20 protein-coding genes, 1 tRNA gene and 1 rRNA gene are annotated in these 20,108 nt (G+C 58.1%); 12 read left to right on the top strand and 10 right to left on the bottom strand.

Features of this window, described 5'->3' with window-relative positions; translation table 11 throughout:
* Positions 1-155 precede the first annotated feature (155 nt).
* From ACP3RB_RS08280 to ACP3RB_RS08255, 6 genes are all read left to right on the top strand, one after another.
* A complete protein-coding gene (locus ACP3RB_RS08280) occupies positions 156-1,022 on the top strand; it encodes a PRD domain-containing protein (protein WP_426699015.1) in 867 nt (288 codons plus the stop codon).
* Between the two features lie 595 nt (positions 1,023-1,617).
* Complete coding sequence (locus ACP3RB_RS08275; protein WP_426699014.1) at positions 1,618-2,598, top strand: mannose/fructose/sorbose PTS transporter subunit IIA; 981 nt, start codon at positions 1,618-1,620, stop codon at positions 2,596-2,598.
* Entirely contained in the window at positions 2,595-3,464 is an 870-nt protein-coding gene (locus ACP3RB_RS08270) for a PTS mannose/fructose/sorbose transporter subunit IIC (RefSeq protein ID WP_424117718.1), read from the top strand. The genes ACP3RB_RS08275 and ACP3RB_RS08270 overlap by 4 nt, the downstream gene beginning before the upstream one ends.
* Before the next feature lie 11 nt (positions 3,465-3,475).
* Entirely contained in the window at positions 3,476-4,330 is an 855-nt protein-coding gene (locus tag ACP3RB_RS08265) for a PTS system mannose/fructose/sorbose family transporter subunit IID (RefSeq protein ID WP_060824134.1), read from the top strand.
* Positions 4,331-4,517: 187 nt separating this feature from the next.
* Entirely contained in the window at positions 4,518-5,291 is a 774-nt protein-coding gene (locus tag ACP3RB_RS08260) for an HAD-IIB family hydrolase (RefSeq protein ID WP_426699013.1), read from the top strand.
* A gap of 169 nt (positions 5,292-5,460) precedes the next feature.
* Complete coding sequence (locus ACP3RB_RS08255) at positions 5,461-5,961, top strand: hypothetical protein (protein ID WP_315341194.1); 501 nt, start codon at positions 5,461-5,463, stop codon at positions 5,959-5,961.
* A 164-nt stretch (positions 5,962-6,125) separates the two neighbouring features.
* Here ACP3RB_RS08255 and ACP3RB_RS08250 read toward each other — a convergent pair whose 3' ends face one another.
* The 4 genes from ACP3RB_RS08250 to ACP3RB_RS08235 form a co-directional block, all read right to left on the bottom strand.
* Positions 6,126-6,476 carry an ATPase gene (locus ACP3RB_RS08250; RefSeq protein WP_426699012.1) on the bottom strand — a complete coding sequence of 117 codons (351 nt, stop codon included), beginning with the start codon at positions 6,474-6,476 and terminating at the stop codon, positions 6,126-6,128.
* An 11-nt stretch (positions 6,477-6,487) separates the two neighbouring features.
* Positions 6,488-7,000 (bottom strand): hypothetical protein, encoded by a 513-nt coding sequence (locus ACP3RB_RS08245; RefSeq protein WP_049352259.1) that lies wholly within the window; start codon positions 6,998-7,000, stop codon positions 6,488-6,490.
* Between the two features lie 193 nt (positions 7,001-7,193).
* Complete coding sequence (locus ACP3RB_RS08240) at positions 7,194-8,936, bottom strand: cation:proton antiporter (protein ID WP_426699011.1); 1,743 nt, start codon at positions 8,934-8,936, stop codon at positions 7,194-7,196.
* 251 nt (positions 8,937-9,187) lie between these two features.
* Complete coding sequence (locus tag ACP3RB_RS08235) at positions 9,188-10,138, bottom strand: biotin synthase (protein WP_426699010.1); 951 nt, start codon at positions 10,136-10,138, stop codon at positions 9,188-9,190.
* A 291-nt stretch (positions 10,139-10,429) separates the two neighbouring features.
* Here ACP3RB_RS08235 and ACP3RB_RS08230 point away from each other — a divergent pair, with 291 nt between their 5' ends.
* The 5 genes from ACP3RB_RS08230 (at position 10,430) to ACP3RB_RS08210 (ending at position 14,884) form a co-directional block, all read left to right on the top strand.
* Entirely contained in the window at positions 10,430-11,032 is a 603-nt protein-coding gene (locus ACP3RB_RS08230) for a TetR/AcrR family transcriptional regulator (RefSeq protein ID WP_426699009.1), read from the top strand.
* Between the two features lie 253 nt (positions 11,033-11,285).
* Positions 11,286-12,683 (top strand): galactokinase, encoded by a 1,398-nt coding sequence (locus tag ACP3RB_RS08225; RefSeq protein WP_426699008.1) that lies wholly within the window; start codon positions 11,286-11,288, stop codon positions 12,681-12,683.
* Between the two features lie 447 nt (positions 12,684-13,130).
* Positions 13,131-13,295 (top strand): ribosome recycling factor, encoded by a 165-nt coding sequence (locus ACP3RB_RS08220; RefSeq protein WP_070634683.1) that lies wholly within the window; start codon positions 13,131-13,133, stop codon positions 13,293-13,295.
* A 448-nt stretch (positions 13,296-13,743) separates the two neighbouring features.
* Positions 13,744-14,064, top strand: coding sequence for a glutaredoxin domain-containing protein (locus ACP3RB_RS08215; RefSeq protein WP_049326839.1), 321 nt, complete (start codon positions 13,744-13,746; stop codon positions 14,062-14,064).
* Between the two features lies 1 nt (position 14,065).
* Positions 14,066-14,884, top strand: a complete 819-nt coding sequence (locus ACP3RB_RS08210; protein WP_311474463.1) for a shikimate 5-dehydrogenase — start codon at positions 14,066-14,068, stop codon at positions 14,882-14,884.
* Positions 14,885-15,227: 343 nt separating this feature from the next.
* Here the strand turns inward: ACP3RB_RS08210 and ACP3RB_RS08205 are convergent, their stop codons facing one another.
* From ACP3RB_RS08205 to ACP3RB_RS08195, 3 genes are all read right to left on the bottom strand, one after another.
* Positions 15,228-16,040: a rhomboid family intramembrane serine protease gene (locus ACP3RB_RS08205; RefSeq protein WP_426699007.1), complete on the bottom strand. Its 813-nt coding sequence runs from the start codon at positions 16,038-16,040 to the stop codon at positions 15,228-15,230.
* 58 nt (positions 16,041-16,098) lie between these two features.
* Complete coding sequence (locus ACP3RB_RS08200) at positions 16,099-16,923, bottom strand: rhomboid family intramembrane serine protease (protein WP_426699006.1); 825 nt, start codon at positions 16,921-16,923, stop codon at positions 16,099-16,101.
* Between the two features lie 158 nt (positions 16,924-17,081).
* Complete coding sequence (locus tag ACP3RB_RS08195) at positions 17,082-17,609, bottom strand: peptidylprolyl isomerase (RefSeq protein ID WP_219100311.1); 528 nt, start codon at positions 17,607-17,609, stop codon at positions 17,082-17,084.
* Between the two features lie 173 nt (positions 17,610-17,782).
* On the opposite strand from ACP3RB_RS08195, the gene ACP3RB_RS08190 reads away from it, so the two are divergent.
* The gene (locus tag ACP3RB_RS08190; protein WP_049345994.1) at positions 17,783-18,118 is read left to right on the top strand and encodes a hypothetical protein; all 336 of its coding nucleotides are present in this window, start codon (positions 17,783-17,785) and stop codon (positions 18,116-18,118) included.
* A gap of 319 nt (positions 18,119-18,437) precedes the next feature.
* On the opposite strand, the gene rrf is transcribed toward ACP3RB_RS08190, so the two are convergent.
* The 3 genes from rrf to ACP3RB_RS08175 all read right to left on the bottom strand — a co-directional run bounded on the left by rrf (position 18,438) and on the right by ACP3RB_RS08175 (position 19,956).
* A 5S ribosomal RNA gene (rrf, locus tag ACP3RB_RS08185) occupies positions 18,438-18,554 on the bottom strand.
* A 3-nt stretch (positions 18,555-18,557) separates the two neighbouring features.
* A tRNA-Ala gene (locus tag ACP3RB_RS08180) sits at positions 18,558-18,630 on the bottom strand.
* Between the two features lie 102 nt (positions 18,631-18,732).
* The gene (locus ACP3RB_RS08175; protein ID WP_426699005.1) at positions 18,733-19,956 is read right to left on the bottom strand and encodes an acetamidase; all 1,224 of its coding nucleotides are present in this window, start codon (positions 19,954-19,956) and stop codon (positions 18,733-18,735) included.
* Positions 19,957-20,108: the final 152 nt, after the last annotated feature.

Here is a 20,108-nt window from a genome sequence, read left to right as displayed (position 1 = left end):
GGGCACAGCTTTACCCCGGATTTGCGCGTTAACCCTTCATGGCGGCTTCAAACTTTCGGTAGAATTTGTACTAGCTTAGGCGATACTCAATCACCTTTTATCGTTTCAGTGTGCCACCCCGACACAGGCGCCCCGACACCCGCAGAGGAGGACACATGCGCATTAGCCGTATTTATAACAATAATGTTGTCCTCACGGTGGATCATCACGGCAAGGAGTCCGTGATGATTGGTCGCGGCATTGCTTTTGGTAAGCGTAAGGGTCAGCTGATTGACCCGTCTGCGGTGGAGCAGACCTTTGTGCCGGAGCAGGGCATGTCGGGTGAGCGTCTGAGCATGACTCTGTCTGAGATTCCGGCGGAGATTCTGTCGATTGCCACTCTTCTGGAGTCGAAGGTGCGCGCCGAGGGTGCGCTGGAGCTGTCGAACTCGTTTATTCTTCCGCTGGCTGATCACCTGCACTATGCGGTGGTTCGTGCACGTGATGGGGTACGGGTGGAGTATCCGCTCGCCCCGGAGGTGACTGTTCTCTACCCGCGCGAGGTGGAGTACGGCCGCACGGTTTTGCAGATGGTTCGCGAGCGCCTGCAGGTTGAGCTGGACCCGAATGAGGCTATTCCTTTGGCGTTGCACCTGGTCAACGCGCAATTTGCGACGGCGGATATGTCTCAGGCATTCCGCATGACTGAGGTTTTCGCGCAGGTTTTTGAAATTATTGAGGCGAGCTACGAGCGGAAAATCGACCCGGATTCAATGAGTGCGGCACGTTTTGTGACGCATCTACGGTACCTGTTTGTGCGGGCGAGCCGCGCCTCCGCGAATCACGCCGAGGATGATGAGGTGTCGCAGCCAAGTTTGTTGGCGGCTCTTCGTGCGGATGCACCACGCGCCTACGCGTGCGCACAGAAGGTTTTGTTGGTGCTGCAGATGCAGTTGAAGCAGAGCCTGACTCGTGATGAGTTGACGTATTTGACGATTCATATTGCGCGTCTGGCCCGGGATATGTGGGGCATTAACGCGTAGCGCATGTTCGGCAGGAAGCGACCGGGGGTTTCTCGGTCGCTTTTTCTGTGCCCTGTTTTTCTATGCCCCGGGTTTCTTTCGCGCGTTAGCGCGTCGATTTAAATTTTTAAATGACGGTTCATGGCGGCGCATTCCAGAATTACCCTCCAGAAATACCATTCTATGGACAGACCACAGATAAATGTGGGTTTTTTATAAATCCCACATCTTTTGATTCGTGCGCCCATTTTTTATTCGGCATTTTCCCTGTAAATCATTTTCTTACACCCTTGCAATCCAGATATTCCACATCAAGCACCCCGTCAGCCCACGTGTAAGATGTCAACACTCCCGATTTTTCGCGAAAATAACGCCTCACCCTTCGTGTGGGCAACCTTTTTCGGTATTCTGTTTAAATTTTTTACACCCTGGCAATAAATACGTGTTTTGGCATCAAAAACCCATATTCCAACACTTGAAAAAATGTCGCCAGAACCTAAAGTGTGCATAACCAGAAAAAACCCACAAAACACACAATATACGTGTTACTATCTGAGAATTATGAGGCTCCTCACGGGGCCACTACACACCATGTCACGAACACGAGAGGACCACTATGGTCACTATCATTGTGGCGGCACACGGCGAGTCGGCTCCGGCTCTGCTGAAGACCGCCGGCATGATCCTCGGTAACTTCGAAAACGTCCACCCGGTCACGTTCCTGCCGGGTCAGGGCCCCGAAGATCTCGTCGAAGAGTACACCCGTATCGTTGAGGCGTCCGAAGCAGAAGAAACCCTGCTGCTGGTTGACCTCTTCGGCGGTAGCCCCTACAACGCCGGTGCGCAGTTCGCAGCCACCCGCGAGGGCGTCGACGTCGTCTCCGGTGTCAACGTACCGATGCTTATTGAGGTCATCTCCGGCGCAGGCCGTAAGAACGCAACCCTCAAGTCCCTGGTCGCCAAGGCACACAAGGCTGGCACTAAGGGTATTCGCTCCTTCCAGGAGGCGAACCAGCCCGTAGCCGCCAAGCCTGCCGAGGCGAAGCCCGCAGAGACCAAGGCGGTCGAGGTTCCGGCTGCTCAGCAGGTTCCCGGCGGCACCATGGACGCTATCTTCACCCGCATCGACTCCCGCCTGATTCACGGTCAGGTGGCAGGCACCTGGGTTCCCTTTATCGCACCGCAGACCTTCATCGCGGCGTCCGATAATGCGGCACACGATCAGCTGCGCAAGTCCCTGCTGCTGCAGGTCGCGCCGACCAGCGTGAAGACCAACGTCCTGGACATCGCTAAGGCGGGCCGCGTGTACAACAACCCCAAGTACACCGGCATGAAGACCATGTTCGTCGTAGAATCCCCCGTTGACGTGGTGCGACTGCTCGACGAAGGCGTCAAGATCAACGAAGTGAACGTTGGTGGCGTCACCTTCAAGACCGGCATGATTCAGCTTTCGGACGCAGTGTACGCCTCCGAGGAGCACCTGGAAGCCTACCGCGAACTCATTAGGCGCGGTGTGAAGCTGACGGTGCAGCAGCTGCCCAACCACTCCCCGGTTGATTTGGAAAAGATCCTCAAGCAGAAAGGCCTGGACGCATGAGCGCCCTGACGTTTATTCTCGTTGTTCTCGTGGCGTTCATTGCGGGCGTCGCATCCGTGGTGGACGAGCGTCAGTTCCACCGCCCCCTGGTTGCTTGTACCCTGATGGGTTTTGCGCTGGGTGACCCGACTACCGGCATTATGCTCGGTGGCGCACTGGAGCTCATCGCCCTGGGCTGGATGAATGTTGGTGCCGCTATGGCTCCCGACTCGGCTCTGGCGTCCACCATCTCCGCTATTGTTGTGATTCAGGGTCACCAGGACATCACCACCGGTATTGCTATTGCTGTGCCGCTGGCTGCAGCGGGTCAGGTTCTGACCATTTTCGTTCGTACCATTACGGTGTTCTTCCAGCATCAGGCGGATAATTTCGCGAAGACGGCGAACTTCCGCGGTATTGAGCTGATGCACCTCAGCGGTATGGCTCTGCAGGGTCTGCGCGTTGCTATCCCAACCGCTATTGTGGCTCTGATTAGCTCCGAAGAGCTGACCCGCCTGCTGGGCATGATTCCGGAACAGGTGACCATCGGTCTGCGTATTGCCGGTGGCATGATTACCGTGGTCGGTTTCGCAATGGTCATTAACATGATGCGTTCGAAGGCTCTCATGCCTTTCTTCTTCCTCGGTTTCATTGCCGCTGCCGCTATCCCGGCAACCCAGTCGATTTCGATTGCTGGCACCGAAGGCGCGAAGGACCTCGTCGCAACCCTGTCCGGTCAGGCACAGTTCAACCTGGTTGCTATCGGTATTGTGGGCGCTTGCCTGGGTCTGCTGTACACCCAGCTGAACCCGCTCTTCCATAAGAGCGAGGCACCCGCCGTAGCACCGGCAGCCGCAGCAAACGACCTCGATAACGAGCTCGAGTAAGGAGCATCATCATGACTGAGAACAAGAACGTCGAGCTCGTTGAAGTTCCCGAGCTCACCCAGCGCGATAAGGTCGAAACCTACATCCGCTCCACTTTCCTGCTTGGTTCGTTCAACTTTGAGCGTATGCAGTCCATTGGTTTCGCGGTTTCCATGATTCCGGCTATTAAGCGCTTCTACACCAAGAAGGAAGACCAGGCGGAGGCGCTGACCCGTCACCTGGAGTTCTTCAATACCCAGCCGTGGGTTGCATCCTCGATTATGGGTGTGACCGCTGCGATGGAGCGTGAGAAGGCAGCCGGTAAGGACATTGACGAGGCCGCTATCACCAACGTGAAGGTGGGTCTGATGGGCCCGCTGGCTGGTGTGGGCGACCCGATTTTCTGGGGTACCGCACGTATTGTGCTGGCTGCTCTGGGTGCGTCCCTGGCGGTGACCGGTAATATTCTGGGCCCGCTGCTGTTCTTCTTCGGCCTGACTGCGATTCGCTGGGCGACCCGCTGGTACGGCTTCAAGTACGGTTACGAGAAGGGTACCCAGATTGTGACTGAGGCGGGCGGTAACACCCTGCAGAAGATTACTCAGGGTGCGTCCGTGATGGGTCTGTTCGTGATGGGTGCGCTGGTGTACCGCTGGACGAGCGTGAACATTCCGTTGCCGCTGACCAGCTATAAGAACCAGGCTGGCGCGATGGTGGATGTGACCGTTCAGTCCGTGCTGAACGACCTGCTGCCGGGCCTTGCATCGCTGGGTCTGTGCTTCCTGTGCATGTGGCTGCTGAAAAAGAAGGTCAACGCTATCTGGTTGATTTTCGCCCTGTTTGCCGTGGGCATCCTCGGTTCTTACCTGGGCTTCCTGGCTCTCTAAGAATTCATGGATAAGCCCCTTCACACTTTAGTGAAGGTGTGAGGTTCAGGGGCTGTAATCTCAAGTGGCGGGGATGCGGTCGGTACACTGAGAGGTACCGGCCGCATCCCTAATTTTTATGCAGGTTTTATGCAGGGTGCGGTGTGTGCGAACTATTGGCGCGCCCCCTCCCTGTGAAGGAGTTTCTATGACCAAGTTGATGGCTTTCGATCTTGACGGCACGATCCTGTTTAACCGTGCCGTGGAGCCTGCCACTGAGCGGGCGATTACCCACTGGCAGGCGGAGGGTAACCTGGCGGTCTCGTGCACGGGTAAGAGCATTTTTGCTACGCAGCTGGCACTGAACCCAACCGCTATCCGTTTCGATTATCACGTGCTGTACACGGGTGCGGTGATTACCGACCGGCAGTACCGGGTGATTTACCATCAGCCTCTTCCGGTGAGTGTTGTGCAGGCCTGCTACGAGCATTTCAGCACCGTGGACGGCGTGGCGCTGTTCGCGACCACCCTGGATAACGATTACAGCCTCTGCGATAGGGTGGGCTCCTCGACGAATATTCTGCCGGAGTTCACTCCCCTGCCGGCTGATGACCTGCAGAACCACGAGTACGTGGGTGTGCCCCTGTGGATTCCGGATGCGCAGGTCCGCGAGGCGGCGTACGCCTGGATTCTGGAGCGTTTTGGTGACTCGGTGGACTGCCATAAGAACCAGGATTTCCTGGATATTGTGCCGCCCGCCTGCACGAAGGGCACCGGTCTGCAGCACCTGGTGGAGTACCTGCAGGCGGAGCATCCGGGTAGCTCCTATGAGGTGCATACGATTGGGGACTCGTGGAACGATATCGACATGCACCGCTACGCCGACCGTTCGGCGTCTTTCAGCTACTCCCCCGATGAGGTTAAGGCTGTCACCACCGATTGCGTGGATAAGGCGTACGAGTTTATTGAGGCTTCCCTGTAGAAGCTCTGTAGAAGCTCCCGAGGCGGCGGCTAGGCGAGCGCTGAGCCTGCCATCCGCTTGCGCGCACTCGCCGCTTCTCTCGCGCGTACTTGCCGCCTACTCCCCCGTTTCACGTGAAACACCCACTTTCCCGTTACTCCCTGTGACCGATACTCCCCGTGAGGTTTCTATGTGCTCTTCCGCTTCTCAGCCCAATAAGAACCAGCTTCCCAAGAGCAAGAGCTCCCAGGCCGATTCTGTCCGCTCTTACGACCCGTCCAGCTTCTCTGACACCTTCCGCGCTATGGCGCGTGAATCGCTCGTGAAGAACCAGAAGAGCCGCCCGGATTCCCCCATCGTCTCGATTTCCCCGGTGCTGATTGTTTTGGGTGCCATTGCGGCGGCACTGTACGGGCTGTGGCAGAGCTGGGCGTGCCTCATTCCGCTGGTGCTGATTCTGGTGCTCATGTGGGTCCGCTACACGATGCAGCGTCAGGCACTCAATGATTTTGCGGAGCTGGAGGCGGCACGCACCGCGTGGAAGAAGACCCGCGACCGCCAGTACCTGGAGCTGATGGCGGCGCAGTCGGCGCGCATCCTGGGTGAGAATAAGGCGCTGACCAGGCAGGCTCGCGCGCACGTGCAGGAGTACGCGGACTTCGCGGCACAGAAGCTGGGTACTCAGCGCTAAAGACCCAGCTGCGCTCGCTCGCATTTCCCCAAACAGTATTCGACGAGCGTTGATTGAGCTGAATGTTTAGGCACAATACAACGGTTAGGCACAGCACAAAAGACCGTAACCACTCCCAATTCGGCGGGGGCGGTTACGGTCTTTACGTCTTAGGGGGTTACACCCTAGTTGGTCTTCTGCGTAGGTGCTTCAGCGGCTTCCTCGACAGACTCCGCAGATTCTTCGCCTGCGTCATCAGTAGCCGCAGCGTCGTCAGTAGCAGTAGCGTCCAGGCGCTGCACCACAGCGGGGCGGTCATCAAAGCCGCGGCGGGTGCCTCGGGCAGCCTTCGCGTCAAGAGTGTACAGCTGCTCGCGGTTCGTCAACACCACCAGAGTCATGGCATTCAGGCAGACACCCACAATGCACAGAATCCAGCCGATCAGCATGAACCGACCACCGGAAAGCACCGCGCCGGAAAGCATCAGGGCAACAGAAACCAGGTACGCCGGGGAAAGCAAAAACTTCGTATTCACTACCGACCTACCTAGCGTGCGTTGGAGCGGGGCTTGGGGGTACGACCCGAACGGGGACGCGAGGGCAGAACGCTCATACGGCCGGGGGCACGATCAACAATCGGCTGAGATTCGGTGGGCTCTTCCTCGCGGACCTCTGCAGTTTCAGCGGGCGCGGTCGCCTCAACGGTCTCAGCTGCCTCAGCGGGAGCTACTTCCTGATCAACCTGCGCCGCAGCATCGTGCTCAACTGCCTCATGCTCAGCGGCTTCTCGTTCTTCGCGGCGGTGCTCTGCGCGCTCGCGGATACGGTTCTCCACGGAGGATTCGAAACCGTCCAGGTTGGTCACCAGTGCGGGGGTCGGGTCACCCTTCGCCTTACCCACGGACAGCACAAAGGCGAGGACGTTCAGGCCCAACGCAAGGATGAGAAGGATCCAGCCGAGCCACAGGAGCCAGGGGTTGGAGGTTCCAATCAAGAGCGCGCCGCAAAAAATTACGCCGAGGGAGGTCAGGTACGCAGGCGAGAGAGTCTTGAAGTCCATGTCTACTTTCAATGTGTTCGTGAGTTTGAGAGAGCTAACGTACGTTCACTACGTTTCCTGTCTCATTTTAGGTGATAGTTGAGGCTTAATCTGCTTCTGCCCCTGTCTATCGCCTGTGAGCTAAAGACCAGATGGCTTATCTCGGTGGCGTAGGCAGGGGCAGAAACGTAGTGTTCGCGCACGGGCGTACCGGCTAGGACTTGGGGGTTACCTCGTTGGTGACCAGGGGCGAGGCGGGCGCGTTCTCCACCACGGGGATTGCGCGGGTGCTCAGGGTGCCCTGGTGCTTCTTCCAGAGGTTGTAGCGTTCCATGGCGACCGCGCCGGCGGTCATGGCGGGCAGAATGAACATGCCGGAGGAGCGGATGCTTTCAGCCTGCGCCAGGATGTCCAGCTTACGCACCACGCGGGTCACATCGTGGGAGTCGTAGCGGTCCTGCGCCGCAATGACCTCATTCTGCGCGGCGGCGAGGGCGGCGTCGCGCAGGCGTACAAAGTCGTTCCTCTTGTCCTTAAGTTTCTCCATGTACTGCTTGTATTCTTCGGGCAGTGCCTCACTAATTTCGTCTCGGCGGGTAATGGCGGAGCACATTTCCTTCACGCGAGCGTAGGTTTCCGGGTCGGTGGTTGCCTTCGCTTCAGCCTGTAGCGCTTCAAGGGCGGCGTCCTGCGCAATTTGGAGCAGCTCGGGTACGGCGGTTTCTTCTTCATGGTTAGCCTGCACGCCAAGGACCTTCACGAGCAGGGGCAGGGTCAGGCCGGGCAGCACGAGGGTGAAGAAGAGTACGGAGAGCATCATGACGATGGCGTCCTGGCGTACCTGTTCGGTGCCGTTGACCACGGGGATGGACAGGGCAAGAATCAGTGTCACGAGGCCTCGCATGCCGGACCAGGTCATAACGATAACTTCAGCAAAGCTTTCGGGTGCACCCTCGTGGATGGGGTTCTTGCGTCCTGCCAGCCAGACGATGGTGAACCAGATGAGGCGCACCAGGATGGCGACCAGTGCGACCAGGGCACCGTCAGCGAAGAGGCTTGCGATACGGGAGGGGTCGGCGGTGGCGATGATACTACTTGCCTGCAGGCCGATGAGGCCGAAAGCGACACCGGTCATGAGCAGCTCAATAATCTGCCAGAAGGAGGTGGAGGAGAGGCGTTCTTCCGCTTCGAGTGCCGCCATGTATTTGGTGCTGGTGAACTGGATAGCGCCGATGACCACGGCAATAACGCCGGAGGCGTGCACGCTTTCAGCAGCGAGGTAGGCGCCGAAGGGGATCATGAGGGTCACGGCGTTGCTGGTGACCACGTCGTGGGCACGCTGGCGAACGTAGCCGCCAAGCCAGCCGAAGATGTAACCAATAATGACCGCGAGGATCGAGCCGAGCACGAAGTCCTTGGCGACCGAGAGCGGCTCGATGTGGTGGCCGCTGGTCATGGAGTGGATTGCGGCGTGGAAGAGAACGATTGCGATAGCGTCGTTGAAGCTACCTTCGGTCTGCAGGGTGCCGATGAGGCGGCGGGGGATGCCGACGGGCTCAGCGACTGCTTCCACGGCGACGGGGTCGGGCGGGGAGACGGCGGCACCGACGGCAAGGGCGACGGCGATGGTCATACCGGGGACCCACCACATGGCTGCGCTGGCAATTGCCAGGGCGGAGACGGTGGTGAGAAGGACCGAGTAGAGCAGTACGGATCTCCAGCGGCGGCGCAGGGTGCCCCAGGAGAATTTAACGCCGATGGCCCACAGTAGCGGCGGAAGGAAGATCGGCAGGATGATGTCGCTGTCGATAGTAAGATCCGGTCGGTTGGGGATGAAGAGCGCGGCGGTGCCGAGCAGGGTCATCATGACCGGCCAGGGGAGGTTGAGTCGGTCACCGACGCTGACCATGAACACGGTCGCAATCAGGATTATGACGATAACGGAGAGGTAAAGCATTAGTCCGGTGTTGTTCCTTTCGTGCGGCCACGATTAGTCGGCTACGTCTTTCTACTCTACCGGAGCGGCGCATACCGCTTTCGGGATATGGGGGCTCTGTAGCGTTTATTATGGTGTTGTTTACCTCTAAGCCTAATGCCCAGTGTGGAATATAGAGCTTTCCCCTGAATATCCTTGCTTTTCAGTAGGTTATTCAGGGGAAAATTCTATATTTGGAATATAAAGTTTGAGGCAGTCACTACCCTAGCGGGCTACTTGGAGCCGCAACCGCCAGCACCACAGCCACAACCACCTGCGGGGGCTTCCTCTACGACCGGCTCGGGCTCGTCGTGGCCGCCACAGCAGCCACCCTTTTCTTCCTTCGGTTCGTCGTGGCCGCCGCAGCAACCGCCGCCACCGTGGGAGTGGCCGTGAGACTCAGCCGGAGCTTCAGCGGAGGAACCGCATCCGCCCGAGCCGCAGCCGCAACCACCGGCGGAAGGTGCCGACTCTTCGTGGCTGCCGCAGCCACCCGAACCGCAGCCACAGCCGCCACCATCGACCGAGCCGCAGGCGGAGCCGCGTGCATCACGGTGACCCATGAGGTCCACGCCGAGGTCGGAGAGGTAGCGCAGGTAACCCGCGAGGGCGTCGCGTCCACCGGTGCCGGAGATGACGATGCCGCCGTGGCGCAGTGCCTTGAGCACCTCGTTGACCATGGGCCACTGCTCAATGTCGTCGGTAATGGTGATGGCGCTAACCACGTGCATTGCGAGGGAGGTCAGCGAGCGCAGGGACTGTTCGTAGCCTTCGGGCAGGTGAATGACCTTGGCGGGTGCTGCCAGGCGCAGGATGGACAGTACGCGCATGAGCATCATGGGCACTGCATTTTCGGGCAGCAGTACGGTCACGCCGATTGCGGAGGATTCTGCGATACGTTCGATGGTTGCCGCGAGTTCTTCGGAGTCGATGTCGCGGGAGATGTCCAGCACATCGTAGGAGTCCACGGCGATGGAGCGGGTGCCCAGCGCGTCGGCGAGTGCTTCATCTTCGGTGTGGATCGCAATCATGTTGCGGAATTCATTACGGCGCACAACGGAGGCTGCCTCGATGAGGGCGAAGTCCTGGCCTTCACCGTCCACGAGGAGGGTGTGGATTTCTTCGCGGTTGAGGCCTTCGCCTGCAGTGGCGCGCTCGATTAGTTCAGAAAATGCATTGCTCATACCGAATATTAAACACCTGATTTTGGGGCGTGCGCCCGCGAGGTTTGCCTGTCTTGGCGGTTTTGAGCGGTTTATGACGTGATTTTATGCCGAGAGCGTGGGCGGCCGCCTATTTCTGCGTGTGCTGGAGTGTTTTGGTGGTAATTCTGCCCGTGAAACGCGAAGCGTTCGCTCCGGGTGAGTGAGAATCAACATTGGTTTTTGGGTTTGTTCCGCGTATTTGTGGGGTTTTTGTTTGCCGCGGGGTGCATCTTGCTCACGTTACAGATTTGAACACCCTAAAATGAAAGGGTGGTACTTTCCCGTGAAAAGATTCTAGATACCGCCTACGAGGTCTTGGCGACCTACGGTTTGGCGGACCTTTCCATGCGCCGACTTGCTCAGGAGCTTCACGTGGCTCCCGGCGCCCTGTACTACCACGTGAAGAATAAGCAGCAGCTTCTGATTCTGTTGGCGGATTACATTCTGGCTCGTGCCCCGAAGTCGATGTCTGAGGAGGCTGAGGCAAATCCGGAGGCTATTCGTGCTTCGATGATTCGCCGCGGTGATCTTTTGTTCTCTCTGCTGTACCCGATTCGTGAGTGCCCTGAGGTGGTGCGTTTGAGCTTGACTCTGCACCCGCGTGGGTTGAAGCCTGTGGTGGCGATGGCTCATGAGTTCCAGGCGCTTGGTTTGGGTCATGCGGAGGCGCTGCGTCGTGCTCGTTTGTTGACTCATATTGCGTTGAGCCTGGTGGAGGAGTATCAGACTCTACCACTGATTTCTCCGCAGGAGGCTGTGGCGAGCGGCGATGTTCCCCTGATTGAGAATGCGTTTAACCGTTACCGTCAGGATCTGCTGTCTGCGATTGATTCGATGATGGTGGTGCAGGAGCCTTATACACAGGATGCGTAATCGCTTGGCTCTTCTTTTGGTTTATTAATTGTGTATGGTGCCCCGTGCCCCTCTTGTGGGGGTGCGGGGCTTTTGCGTGCGTTGGCCGCCCTGTCGCGTGCCGATACCGGTGCGGTTTGGCGGCTGAGTCGATGTTCGCTGGTTTTCTGCTTTAGTCTAGAGGTGACACGTGCTCGCATCCGGAGTGTATCCGGGTGCGGGTGGGGTGTCGTTTATGTCTTAGTGCCCTGTTGGGCTTTATCAGAGGTGTTCCATGTCGATGACCGCTACCGCCCAGTGGGCGGCTCTTCCGGACCATAGCGCGGAGATTGCGCGTGTGCGTGAGGAGTTTATTACCGCGTATGGTTATGAGCCGGATGGCGTGTGGTCGGCGCCTGGGCGTCTGAATCTTTTGGGCGAGTACATCGATTTTTTGGGTGGCTCGTGCCTGCCGATGCCGCTGCCGTACCGCACCTATGTGGCGGGTGCGTTGCGTCGTGATGGTGTATTGCGTGCGGCTTCTTTGCAGATGCCCGGCGATGAGCGCACGGTTGTGATTCGCGATATTCAGCCGGGTCATTTGAAGGGCTGGTTCACCTATGTGGCGGGTGTTGCGTGGGCGATGAATCAGGAGGGCGGCAGGGATATTATGCTGCCCGATGAGTTTGGCGCTGACCTGCTGATTAATTCTCGTGTTCCGGTGGGTGGCGGCTTGTCCTCTTCGGCGGCGTTGGAGTGTTCGACGGCGTTGGCGCTGTTGGAGCTTTCGTGCCCGGTGCGTAAGGATTGCCCGGATGCGGATGCTACCCCGGCTGATAGTGATGCGTTGCGTGCGCGTCTGGCTCAGGTGTGTATTACGGCTGAGAATAAGGTGGCTGGCGCGCAGACGGGTGGTCTGGATCAGACGGCGTCGTTGCGTTCGCATCCGGAGCAGGCGCTGGTGGTTGATTTCCGTGATTTTTCGATTGAGCCGGTTGCGGTGGATATTGCCCAGCACGGCCTGAGTTTTTTGGTGATTGATACGAACACTCCGCATGAGCTGACGGATGGCGGTTTTGCGGCTCGTCGTGCGGCGTCTGAGGCGTGCGCTGAGGCTTTGGGCCTGCGTTTTTTGCGTGATGCTTTGCCGGAGGATTTGTCCTGTGCGGGTATGGATGCGCGCGCGGCGAAGGCGTGGCGTGCTGATTTGGTGGATTCTTCGGTGAATCGCGCCCTGGATGCTCTGGAGGATGCGGGTCGTCCGTGTTCGTTCCCGCGCGGTTGGGTGCGTCATGCGTTCCACGACATGACTCTGGTGGGTCGTGCGAGCTATCTGCTGCAGCATGCTGATGAGCTTGGTTTCGCGGCGTTTGAGAAGGCGGGCCGTATTTTCACGGAGTCGTTTGTGTCGATGCGTGATGAGTTGCGTGTTTCTCGCCCTGAGATTGATGTTGCGGTGCAGGTGTGCCTGGATCAGGGCGCGCTGGGTGCCCGTATTGTGGGTGGCGGTTTTGGTGGCGCGGTGATGGCGCTGATTCCGACCTCCCGTCTGGAGGGTGCCGCGGATGCGGTGGCAACTGCGTATGCTGTGCGCGGCTATGCGGCGCCTCGTTTTTTGCCGATGGTTGCTGGTTTTGCGGCGTCTCATGATTGGGCTGCGGGCGCTGATCCTACGGATATTCCGGTGTTTTAGGGTGGGGCGCTGAGGTCTGTCATAAATCGTCCATAAATTGGCGGGGTGTCATGCGGGCGTTTTTTCGGGGTTTTGAACAATATTCATAGCTGGAAGTTTCCTGCGAGTTTCTGCAAATTTCCTCCACCGATCCCCCGTAATAACGCGCTGATAAGCCATAATTTTTTGGTCGTTGATCAAAAGTGGCGCCACGTTTTTTGAGGGTGGTTTTTCTTACCCCCGCGGGTATGTACACTTATCGACGGACGCAATCCGTGAGCTGTAAAGTTTTGATGCACATCGTCCGGCACATAGATGGCATCTACACTGGGTTCGACCGTCACATACAAGCCCAGCTTGCAGGTTTCGTCCACCAAAGCATCACACTCCAGTTTTCTGCCCGCCCCGGGCAGACCCCCTCACCGCACGGTGAGGCTTTAGAGCGCGAAAGCGCAGAAAGGAGGCCCCGTGGGCTTCGATATCAAGGGCACCGTTGAGCAGGGCCTCGACAAGGCTCAGGAAGTCATCAACGAGAAGGCTGGCAAGGAGGTCGTCACCGACGAGCACGTTGCCAAGGTTGAAGAGGTCGTGACCGACAACGTCTCCAAGCTGACCGAGAAGTTCGGCAAGTAAGGCGATAGCCTCCTTTGGTTTGGCGCCTTACCTCGCCTCCTCATGGGGTAGGGAGCCATTCCTCTGGGCTTGTATTACAGGCTTTCACTCAACATCTCTCTCGAATAATGGGGCATTCTGCCCCGCCTGGGTTCTTTCATTCACCGACTCACTCGGCATATTGCTCAGCTTCGGCTACCGCCAGGTAGCCTGTTTTCACTCTTCTTTTACTCTTACTCAGCACAAGTGCTCGCGCTTTCTCGCGAACTGTATACGCCCCGCATCATTGGTCCGGCAACCTTGATGTGGGGCGTATGCCGTTAATGCGCAGACGTTCGTCCTATGAGGATCTCTCCCCCACGCCTGCGCCCTCGGCTATGCTTGATATGTCAACCTATTGAGCTACGCCCTCAGGCAGGCTTCAGTGCCTCCCGAGGACCGCGGAGCACCCCGTCTATGGAGGAACCACATGTTTGAACGTCAGCAGTCCGATCAGCAGAAGGCACGCGAGGTCATGAAGGATGGTGGCGTCGTCATTTATTGGCGCCCCGGCTGCCCCTACTGCGAGGCTCTGGATTCTAAGCTGGGCGAGCTGGGCGACCACGCTACCTGGGTCAACATTTGGGAGGATCCGCAGGCTGAGGCGCACGTGAAGTCCCTCAACGACGGCAACGCAACCGTTCCCACCGTGGACACCGGCGACACTCACTTTGTGGTCGCTGACCTGGTGAGCCGCAACAAGGTAAAGAAGCTGATTGAGAACACTCTCAACTCTGGCGGCGAGGCTTAAAATGGCTCGCCCGGCACTGAACCGCGATACGACGGTCTGCATTTCTCTGTCTGGTCGCCCGTCGAATCACGGTATTAAGTTCCATAATTACCTGTACGAGAAGCACGGTCTGGATTACCTGTACAAGGCGATGACCACCACCGATATTGAGGGTGCTATCGCCGGCGTGCGCGCGCTGGGTATTCGCGGCTGCTCGGTGTCTATGCCGTTCAAGCAGGCTGTTATCCCGCTGATGGACGACATGGACCACTCGGCTGCGGTCATTGGTGCGGTGAACACGATTGTGAACACTGACGGCTTCTTGAAGGCGTACAACACGGATGTGATTGCGGTGGCTTCCCTGCTGCGTTCGCATAACGTGGATCCGTCGCTGCCGTTCCTGCTGCGCGGTTCGGGCGGCATGGCGGCTGCTGTGGCTGGCGCGTTCTTTGACGCAGGCTTCTCGCAGGGCATGATTATTGCCCGCAACGAGGAGACCGGTCGTGCGCTGGCTGAGCGTTACGAGTACGCCTGGGCACCGGAGGTGGGCAACCTGCGAGCGCCGATTCTGGTGAACGTGACCCCGATTGGCATGGCTGGCGGTGAGGAGAGCGAAGAGCTGTCCTACCCGCAGGAGGCTATTGCTGAGGCGCAGGTAGTCTTTGACGTGGTGGCGATGCCCGTTGAGACTCCGCTGATTCGTGCGGCTCGCGCGGCGAGTAAGGAAGTTATTCACGGCGGTGAGGTGATTGCTCTGCAAGCTGCTGAGCAGTTCCGCCTGTACACCGGCGTGGAGCTCACCCCCGAGGAGGTTGAGGAGGCGGAGGCTCAGGCGAACTAGGCTCGCACCCGCTGCTTCTTCGCCCCGTGAGGGGCTCGATATGTGAAAGTGCCCGGAAGGTTAATCCTTCCGGGCACTTTTTGGTGGATCCGGTGCGTAGCACCGGAATTTTTTGTAATTACACACACCCTGGTATTTAAGGTTTTCCACATCTGTGGAGAAATCTGGGGAAAACTCTTACACTCGTGTAATTCACCCCGTGTAATTCGGTCACTTTAGCCTGTATCCACAGGTTTTTAACATGTACTCACACTCTTGGAATTACACGAATGTAGTTATGCACAGTGTGGAAAACCTCTGTGGATAACCTCTCTCTGCGGCGGATTTCCGCGGATTTTCAGGCTCAAAAGCGGCCTTTGAACCACCGCTGCGGGCTCTGCGGCGGCGGATTTGAGGACTCGGGCTTCTTCACGAACGGGATAATCAGCAGGGTTGCTAGTGCGCCACCGACAAAGCCGCCAAAGTGTCCCGCGTGAGAAATATTCGGGTGGAAGAGGCTCTGCACAACGTCAATACCCATGAGCAGAATAAAGAGGCGTGCAGTATCCTTCTGCTTCCGAAGAAGCAGAAGGACGAAGAACGCGCCGTAGAGGCCGTACACACCGCCTGATGCGCCCACGGCACCACGGTAGTAGGTGAAGAGGTACACACTGCAGCCGGCACCCACGGTAGCCGCCATATATACAAAGAGGAACTTCCACCGCCCCATCATGCGTTCGAGGGACACACCGAAGATGAAGAGGTAAATCATGTTCCACACCAGGTGCATCGGGTCAGTTTGCGAGTGCACAAACCCGTGCGTGATGAGGCGGTAGTACTCGCCGTGGTGAACACGGGGACCAGACATCATGCCGAGATTGTGTACCCAGCGGAACGGAATGATCAGCTGCAGGCCGTACACCACGACATTAATCAGGATGAGCGTGTACGTAATATGCCAGTGACGGGCGATGAAGGAACGCTTCGGTCTCGATGCACCCCCGTTGAGCTCGCTGTAGCAGTCGGGGCAGACCACGCCCGCATCCAGAGCCGTCTGACATTCACCGCAGACGGTGCGGTTGCAGCGTCCGCACCGGGTATAGCTGACCCGGTCGGGGTGGTTAACGCAGACCGTGGGGCTCTGCCCGTACCTCATGTAGTTGGGAAAGTTCTCCACTGACCCTCCAAAGATTTTTGTGCCGGATTTTCCGAAGATTTTCCACGTGTTTTCAGGCTTAGTACCTGCCGTTTTGCCACTGCTGCGGGCTCTGCTGCTGAGGAGGCTCGGGCTTATCCACAAGCGGGACGAACAGCAGAGTCAGCAGCACGCCACCGACAAAACCACCCGCGTGGCATGCGTGGGAGATATTCGACGGGGTCATAATGCTATAGATGATGTTCGGGGCAGTAATCATGACGAACACTCGTGCGGTGTCCTTCTGCTTCCTAATGATTAGCAGGGTCAAGAACGAGCCCATGAGGCCGAATAGACCACCGGAGGCACCCACCACGCTCGTTCCAGGAGCCAGCACGTACACGCCGAAGGCTCCAAAGACGATAGAGCCCAGGTACACCACAAGGAACTTCCAGCGCCCCATCATGCGTTCGAGGGACACGCCATAGATGAAGAGGTTAATCATGTTCCACACCAGGTGCATCGGGTCATGCTGCATGTGCAGAAAACCGTAGCTGATGACGCGGTAGTACTCGCCGTGCTGGACGTAGGGCCACCAGATGTTGCCGTGCCTAACCACCCATTCGTTGGGAATGATTTGTTGCAGACCGTACATCGCGACGTTCATCAGAATGAGCGTGTACGTAATGTGCCAGTGTCGAGCCAGGAACGAGCCTCGCGCCTTCGAGCCCTGTGCTTTCGAGCTGCCGCCCGTGAGTTCACGGTAGCAATCGGGGCAGACCATACCCACGTCCAGCGCCACCTGACATTCGCCGCAGACGGTGCGGCTGCAGCGCTTGCACTGGGCGTAGCTAACGCGGTTGGGGTGGTTGACGCAGACGGTAGGGGTCTGCCCGTAGCCTGCGTAGTTGGGAAAGTTCTCCACTGAACCTCCAAGAGTTGTGTACCGGTTCGTCCGAAGGTGGTGTACGTGGGCATATAAGCGCAGGGGCCCACCGGAAGAATCCTGGCGGGCCCCTGAACTATACGTGTTTTCTCAACACCTTCAGCAGAATGCTCGTATGAGCCTTCTGATGGGGTTTATTAGAGCTTTTCGATGTCGATCGAGGAGATGACAACGTCCTTGACCGGGCGGTCCTGGAAGCCGGTCTCAACGCTCTCAATTGCGTCGACAACCTTCTTGGATGCCTCGTCGGTAACCTCACCGAAGATGGTGTGGCGGCCGTTCAGCCAGGGGGTCTCAACGGTGGTGATGAAGAACTGAGAACCGTTGGTGCCGGGGCCTGCGTTAGCCATTGCCAGCAGGTAGGGCTTGGAGAAGGAGAGCTCGGGGTGAATCTCGTCCTTGAACTGGTAGCCGGGGCCACCAACGCCCATGCCCAGGGGGTCGCCACCCTGAATCATGAAGTCCTTGATGATGCGGTGGAACACGACGTCCTTGTACAGGGGGGTGTTCATGATTTCACCGGTGCGGGGGTGCTTCCACTGACGGGAGCCGTCAGCCAGGCCGATGAAGTTTTCAACAGTCAGCGGTGCGTGGTTGCCGAAGAGATCGACGACGATGTCACCGTAGTTAGTGTGGATAGTTGCCTTAGCAGTTGCATTAGTCATGGCTCTATTGTGGCACGGGGCGGCGCTCATTCGCCATCTAACATGTTTTTTCGCCCCGGGCGCACCGTTGGGCGGGCTTTTTGGGCGGGAATTGAATATCCTGGGAGGTGAACACTACGCGCGCGGCGGCGTTTTCTGGCTGCTGGCGCATTTCAACCGATGGAGGTCACCCCATGTTCTGCTGCAAGAAGCGCAAGGCACGCAAGGCTGCTAAGGCTCAGGCTGTTGTCTCTTCTCTGGCTGCCGTTGAGTCCGCGCTGGAAGGCAAGACCGCTGAGATGTTCGCTGAGAAGCTGACCGGCAACAAGAAGGCGCTGAAGAAGGCTCGTAAGGCTACCGCGAAGACCGTTCGCGCCGCTGAGAAGGAACTGGCTCGTATTGAGCGTAACGGCGGCAAGCGCCCCCGTAAGGGCCTGGCATTCCTGGGCCTGCTGGTTGCTCTGGGTGTTGCAGGCGCCGCAGCCTACAACGCAGCTCGTCCCGTGGAGGACCCCTGGAAGAACGCATAAGCGTTCCCGTATCTTCTTCTCTGAAGCGTTCTAAATAGCTCTCTGAGGCGCCGCTAACGGCGTGAGGAAGCGCCCGATCAGAGACGATGAGAGAGATAGCCGCCCGCCAGAGTAAAACTTAGGCGGGCGGCTATTGTTTGTCTTTTTCGGAGGGAATCAGCGGGGAGAGGAGGCGCTGCAGATAGAGCGCTGAATCTGCCCGTGCATATACCGGCCTCCGTGCATATGCCCCTGGTATTTCCCGGACATACCCGGATATATATCCCAGATATACAAAGAACCCCATGTCTTTCGACATGGGGTTCTCGGTTCAAAAATAAACCGGCGATGACCTACTCTCCCACACCCACAAAAGTGCAGTACCATCGGCGCGAAGAGTCTTAGCTTCTGGGTTCGGAATGGAGCCAGGCGTTTCCCTCTTGCTATAATCACCGGAAAGTGGAGGCGAGGGGACTCGAACCCCTAACCCTCTGCTTGCAAAGCAGATGCGCTACCAATTGCGCCACGCCCCCGCGGTGCTTTACTAGTCTATAACACCTTTTACGCCTTCACCAAATCCTCAGGCGCATTTTTTGAGTTAGACCCGTCACACCACTGAGGGTTTTAGGGAGGTTTCAGGAAATAACCTCGCCCGGAACCGTCGCCTCACGCTTCGTCAGAGCCTGCAGGGGGCCACTCACTTCCTGCAGATACTTACGAACCGCGGTGCGTTGCGCCTCCTTCGCGGACTCTTCCTTCGATTCCGGCGCCTTGAAGCCCAGCTTGAACGCATCCCACTGGCTCGCCGAGGGGTACTTTTCACGGGCATTCCACACCAGCGAGAACGAGGCCAGGGTATTCAGCTCCTTCCTTGTGGCAGCCTTCGACAGCACATCAGCAACCGTTGCCACACGCGAAGACTCCGCAACACTCACCGAAACCTTCGACTGCGCGCCCGAGGGTAGGTTCAGCGCCTTCTCCGGAGCCAACTGAATATTCAGGTGAATCTGCTGCACCTGCTCATTCTTCAGATCCAGCTCAGCCAGAGTACGGAAGCGCTTCAGCAGGGACTCATAGTTCTCATCAATCACAACGGCGTTCAGACGCAACTCATCGGCCAACAGGCCCACCTGCGCATAGCTCGCGGTGGTACCCAACGCCGCGTTAGCGGTCAGCACCTTCAACCACTGTTCTTCCTTCAGGGTCGCCGATTCATTGACGCGTAGCGGGCTCACCGGCACATCCGTAGCGGTGTTAGCAACGTTCTGCGGGTCATTCGCCGAGTCCACGCCACCGTAGGTGACGCTCAGCCGATGCAAAGAGCCATAAACGGACAGATTCGTCAGCGCCGTAGCTGCCGCCGCCAAATCGGCCTGTGCCGCCTCCGTGAGGGAGAAAGAACCCACCAGACGCAGATCCTGCTCACGACGCCCCTGACCCGCATAAACACGCCCCAGCGACTCAATCTTCAGGTAGCGGGTATCGATATTCTCGCGCACCAGACGCTCACGGCGCGCCAGCAGCTTCTCCGTAGAAACCACCACCGCCGCGTCCTCACCCAACACGCCAGTGGCGGCAATCTGCGGCATCGCGGCAAGCACCCCGGCGGCAGCAACCACGCCACCGGTCAGAAGCAGGGAACGGCGGGGCACCACGAGGCGGCGCATCTGCCCCACGATGGCCTCTTTAGCGGCATCGACACGGGTAGAGGGGGTCTGAGCAACAGAATCCTCAGCGGCAGAATCCTCAGCAACAGGGTCCTCAGCGGCGACGGGTGCCGCCTCAGAAACGCCTTGAGAGGGTTCTTGAGTGGACGTAAGGTGAGAGTTTTCGGGTTCAGGAGTAGGTGAAGAAGACACAGATTCTCCAGTTTTAGGGCGAGCACAAAGCCCGCCATTAGTTTGAGGGAGTGAGTCTCTCTAGGATACCGCCCGCACCTATGGGTGAGCTGACAACCCGCGGCGCAGCATTCGAAGGGCATAAAGAAAACCTATGGGGTGGACTTCAGTCC

The organism is Rothia mucilaginosa (assembly GCF_049990865.1).
Lineage (GTDB): Bacteria > Actinomycetota > Actinomycetes > Actinomycetales > Micrococcaceae > Rothia > Rothia mucilaginosa_I.
The sequence above is the reverse complement of the archived record's forward strand: the minus strand, read 5'-3'. Positions and strand labels throughout refer to the sequence as shown.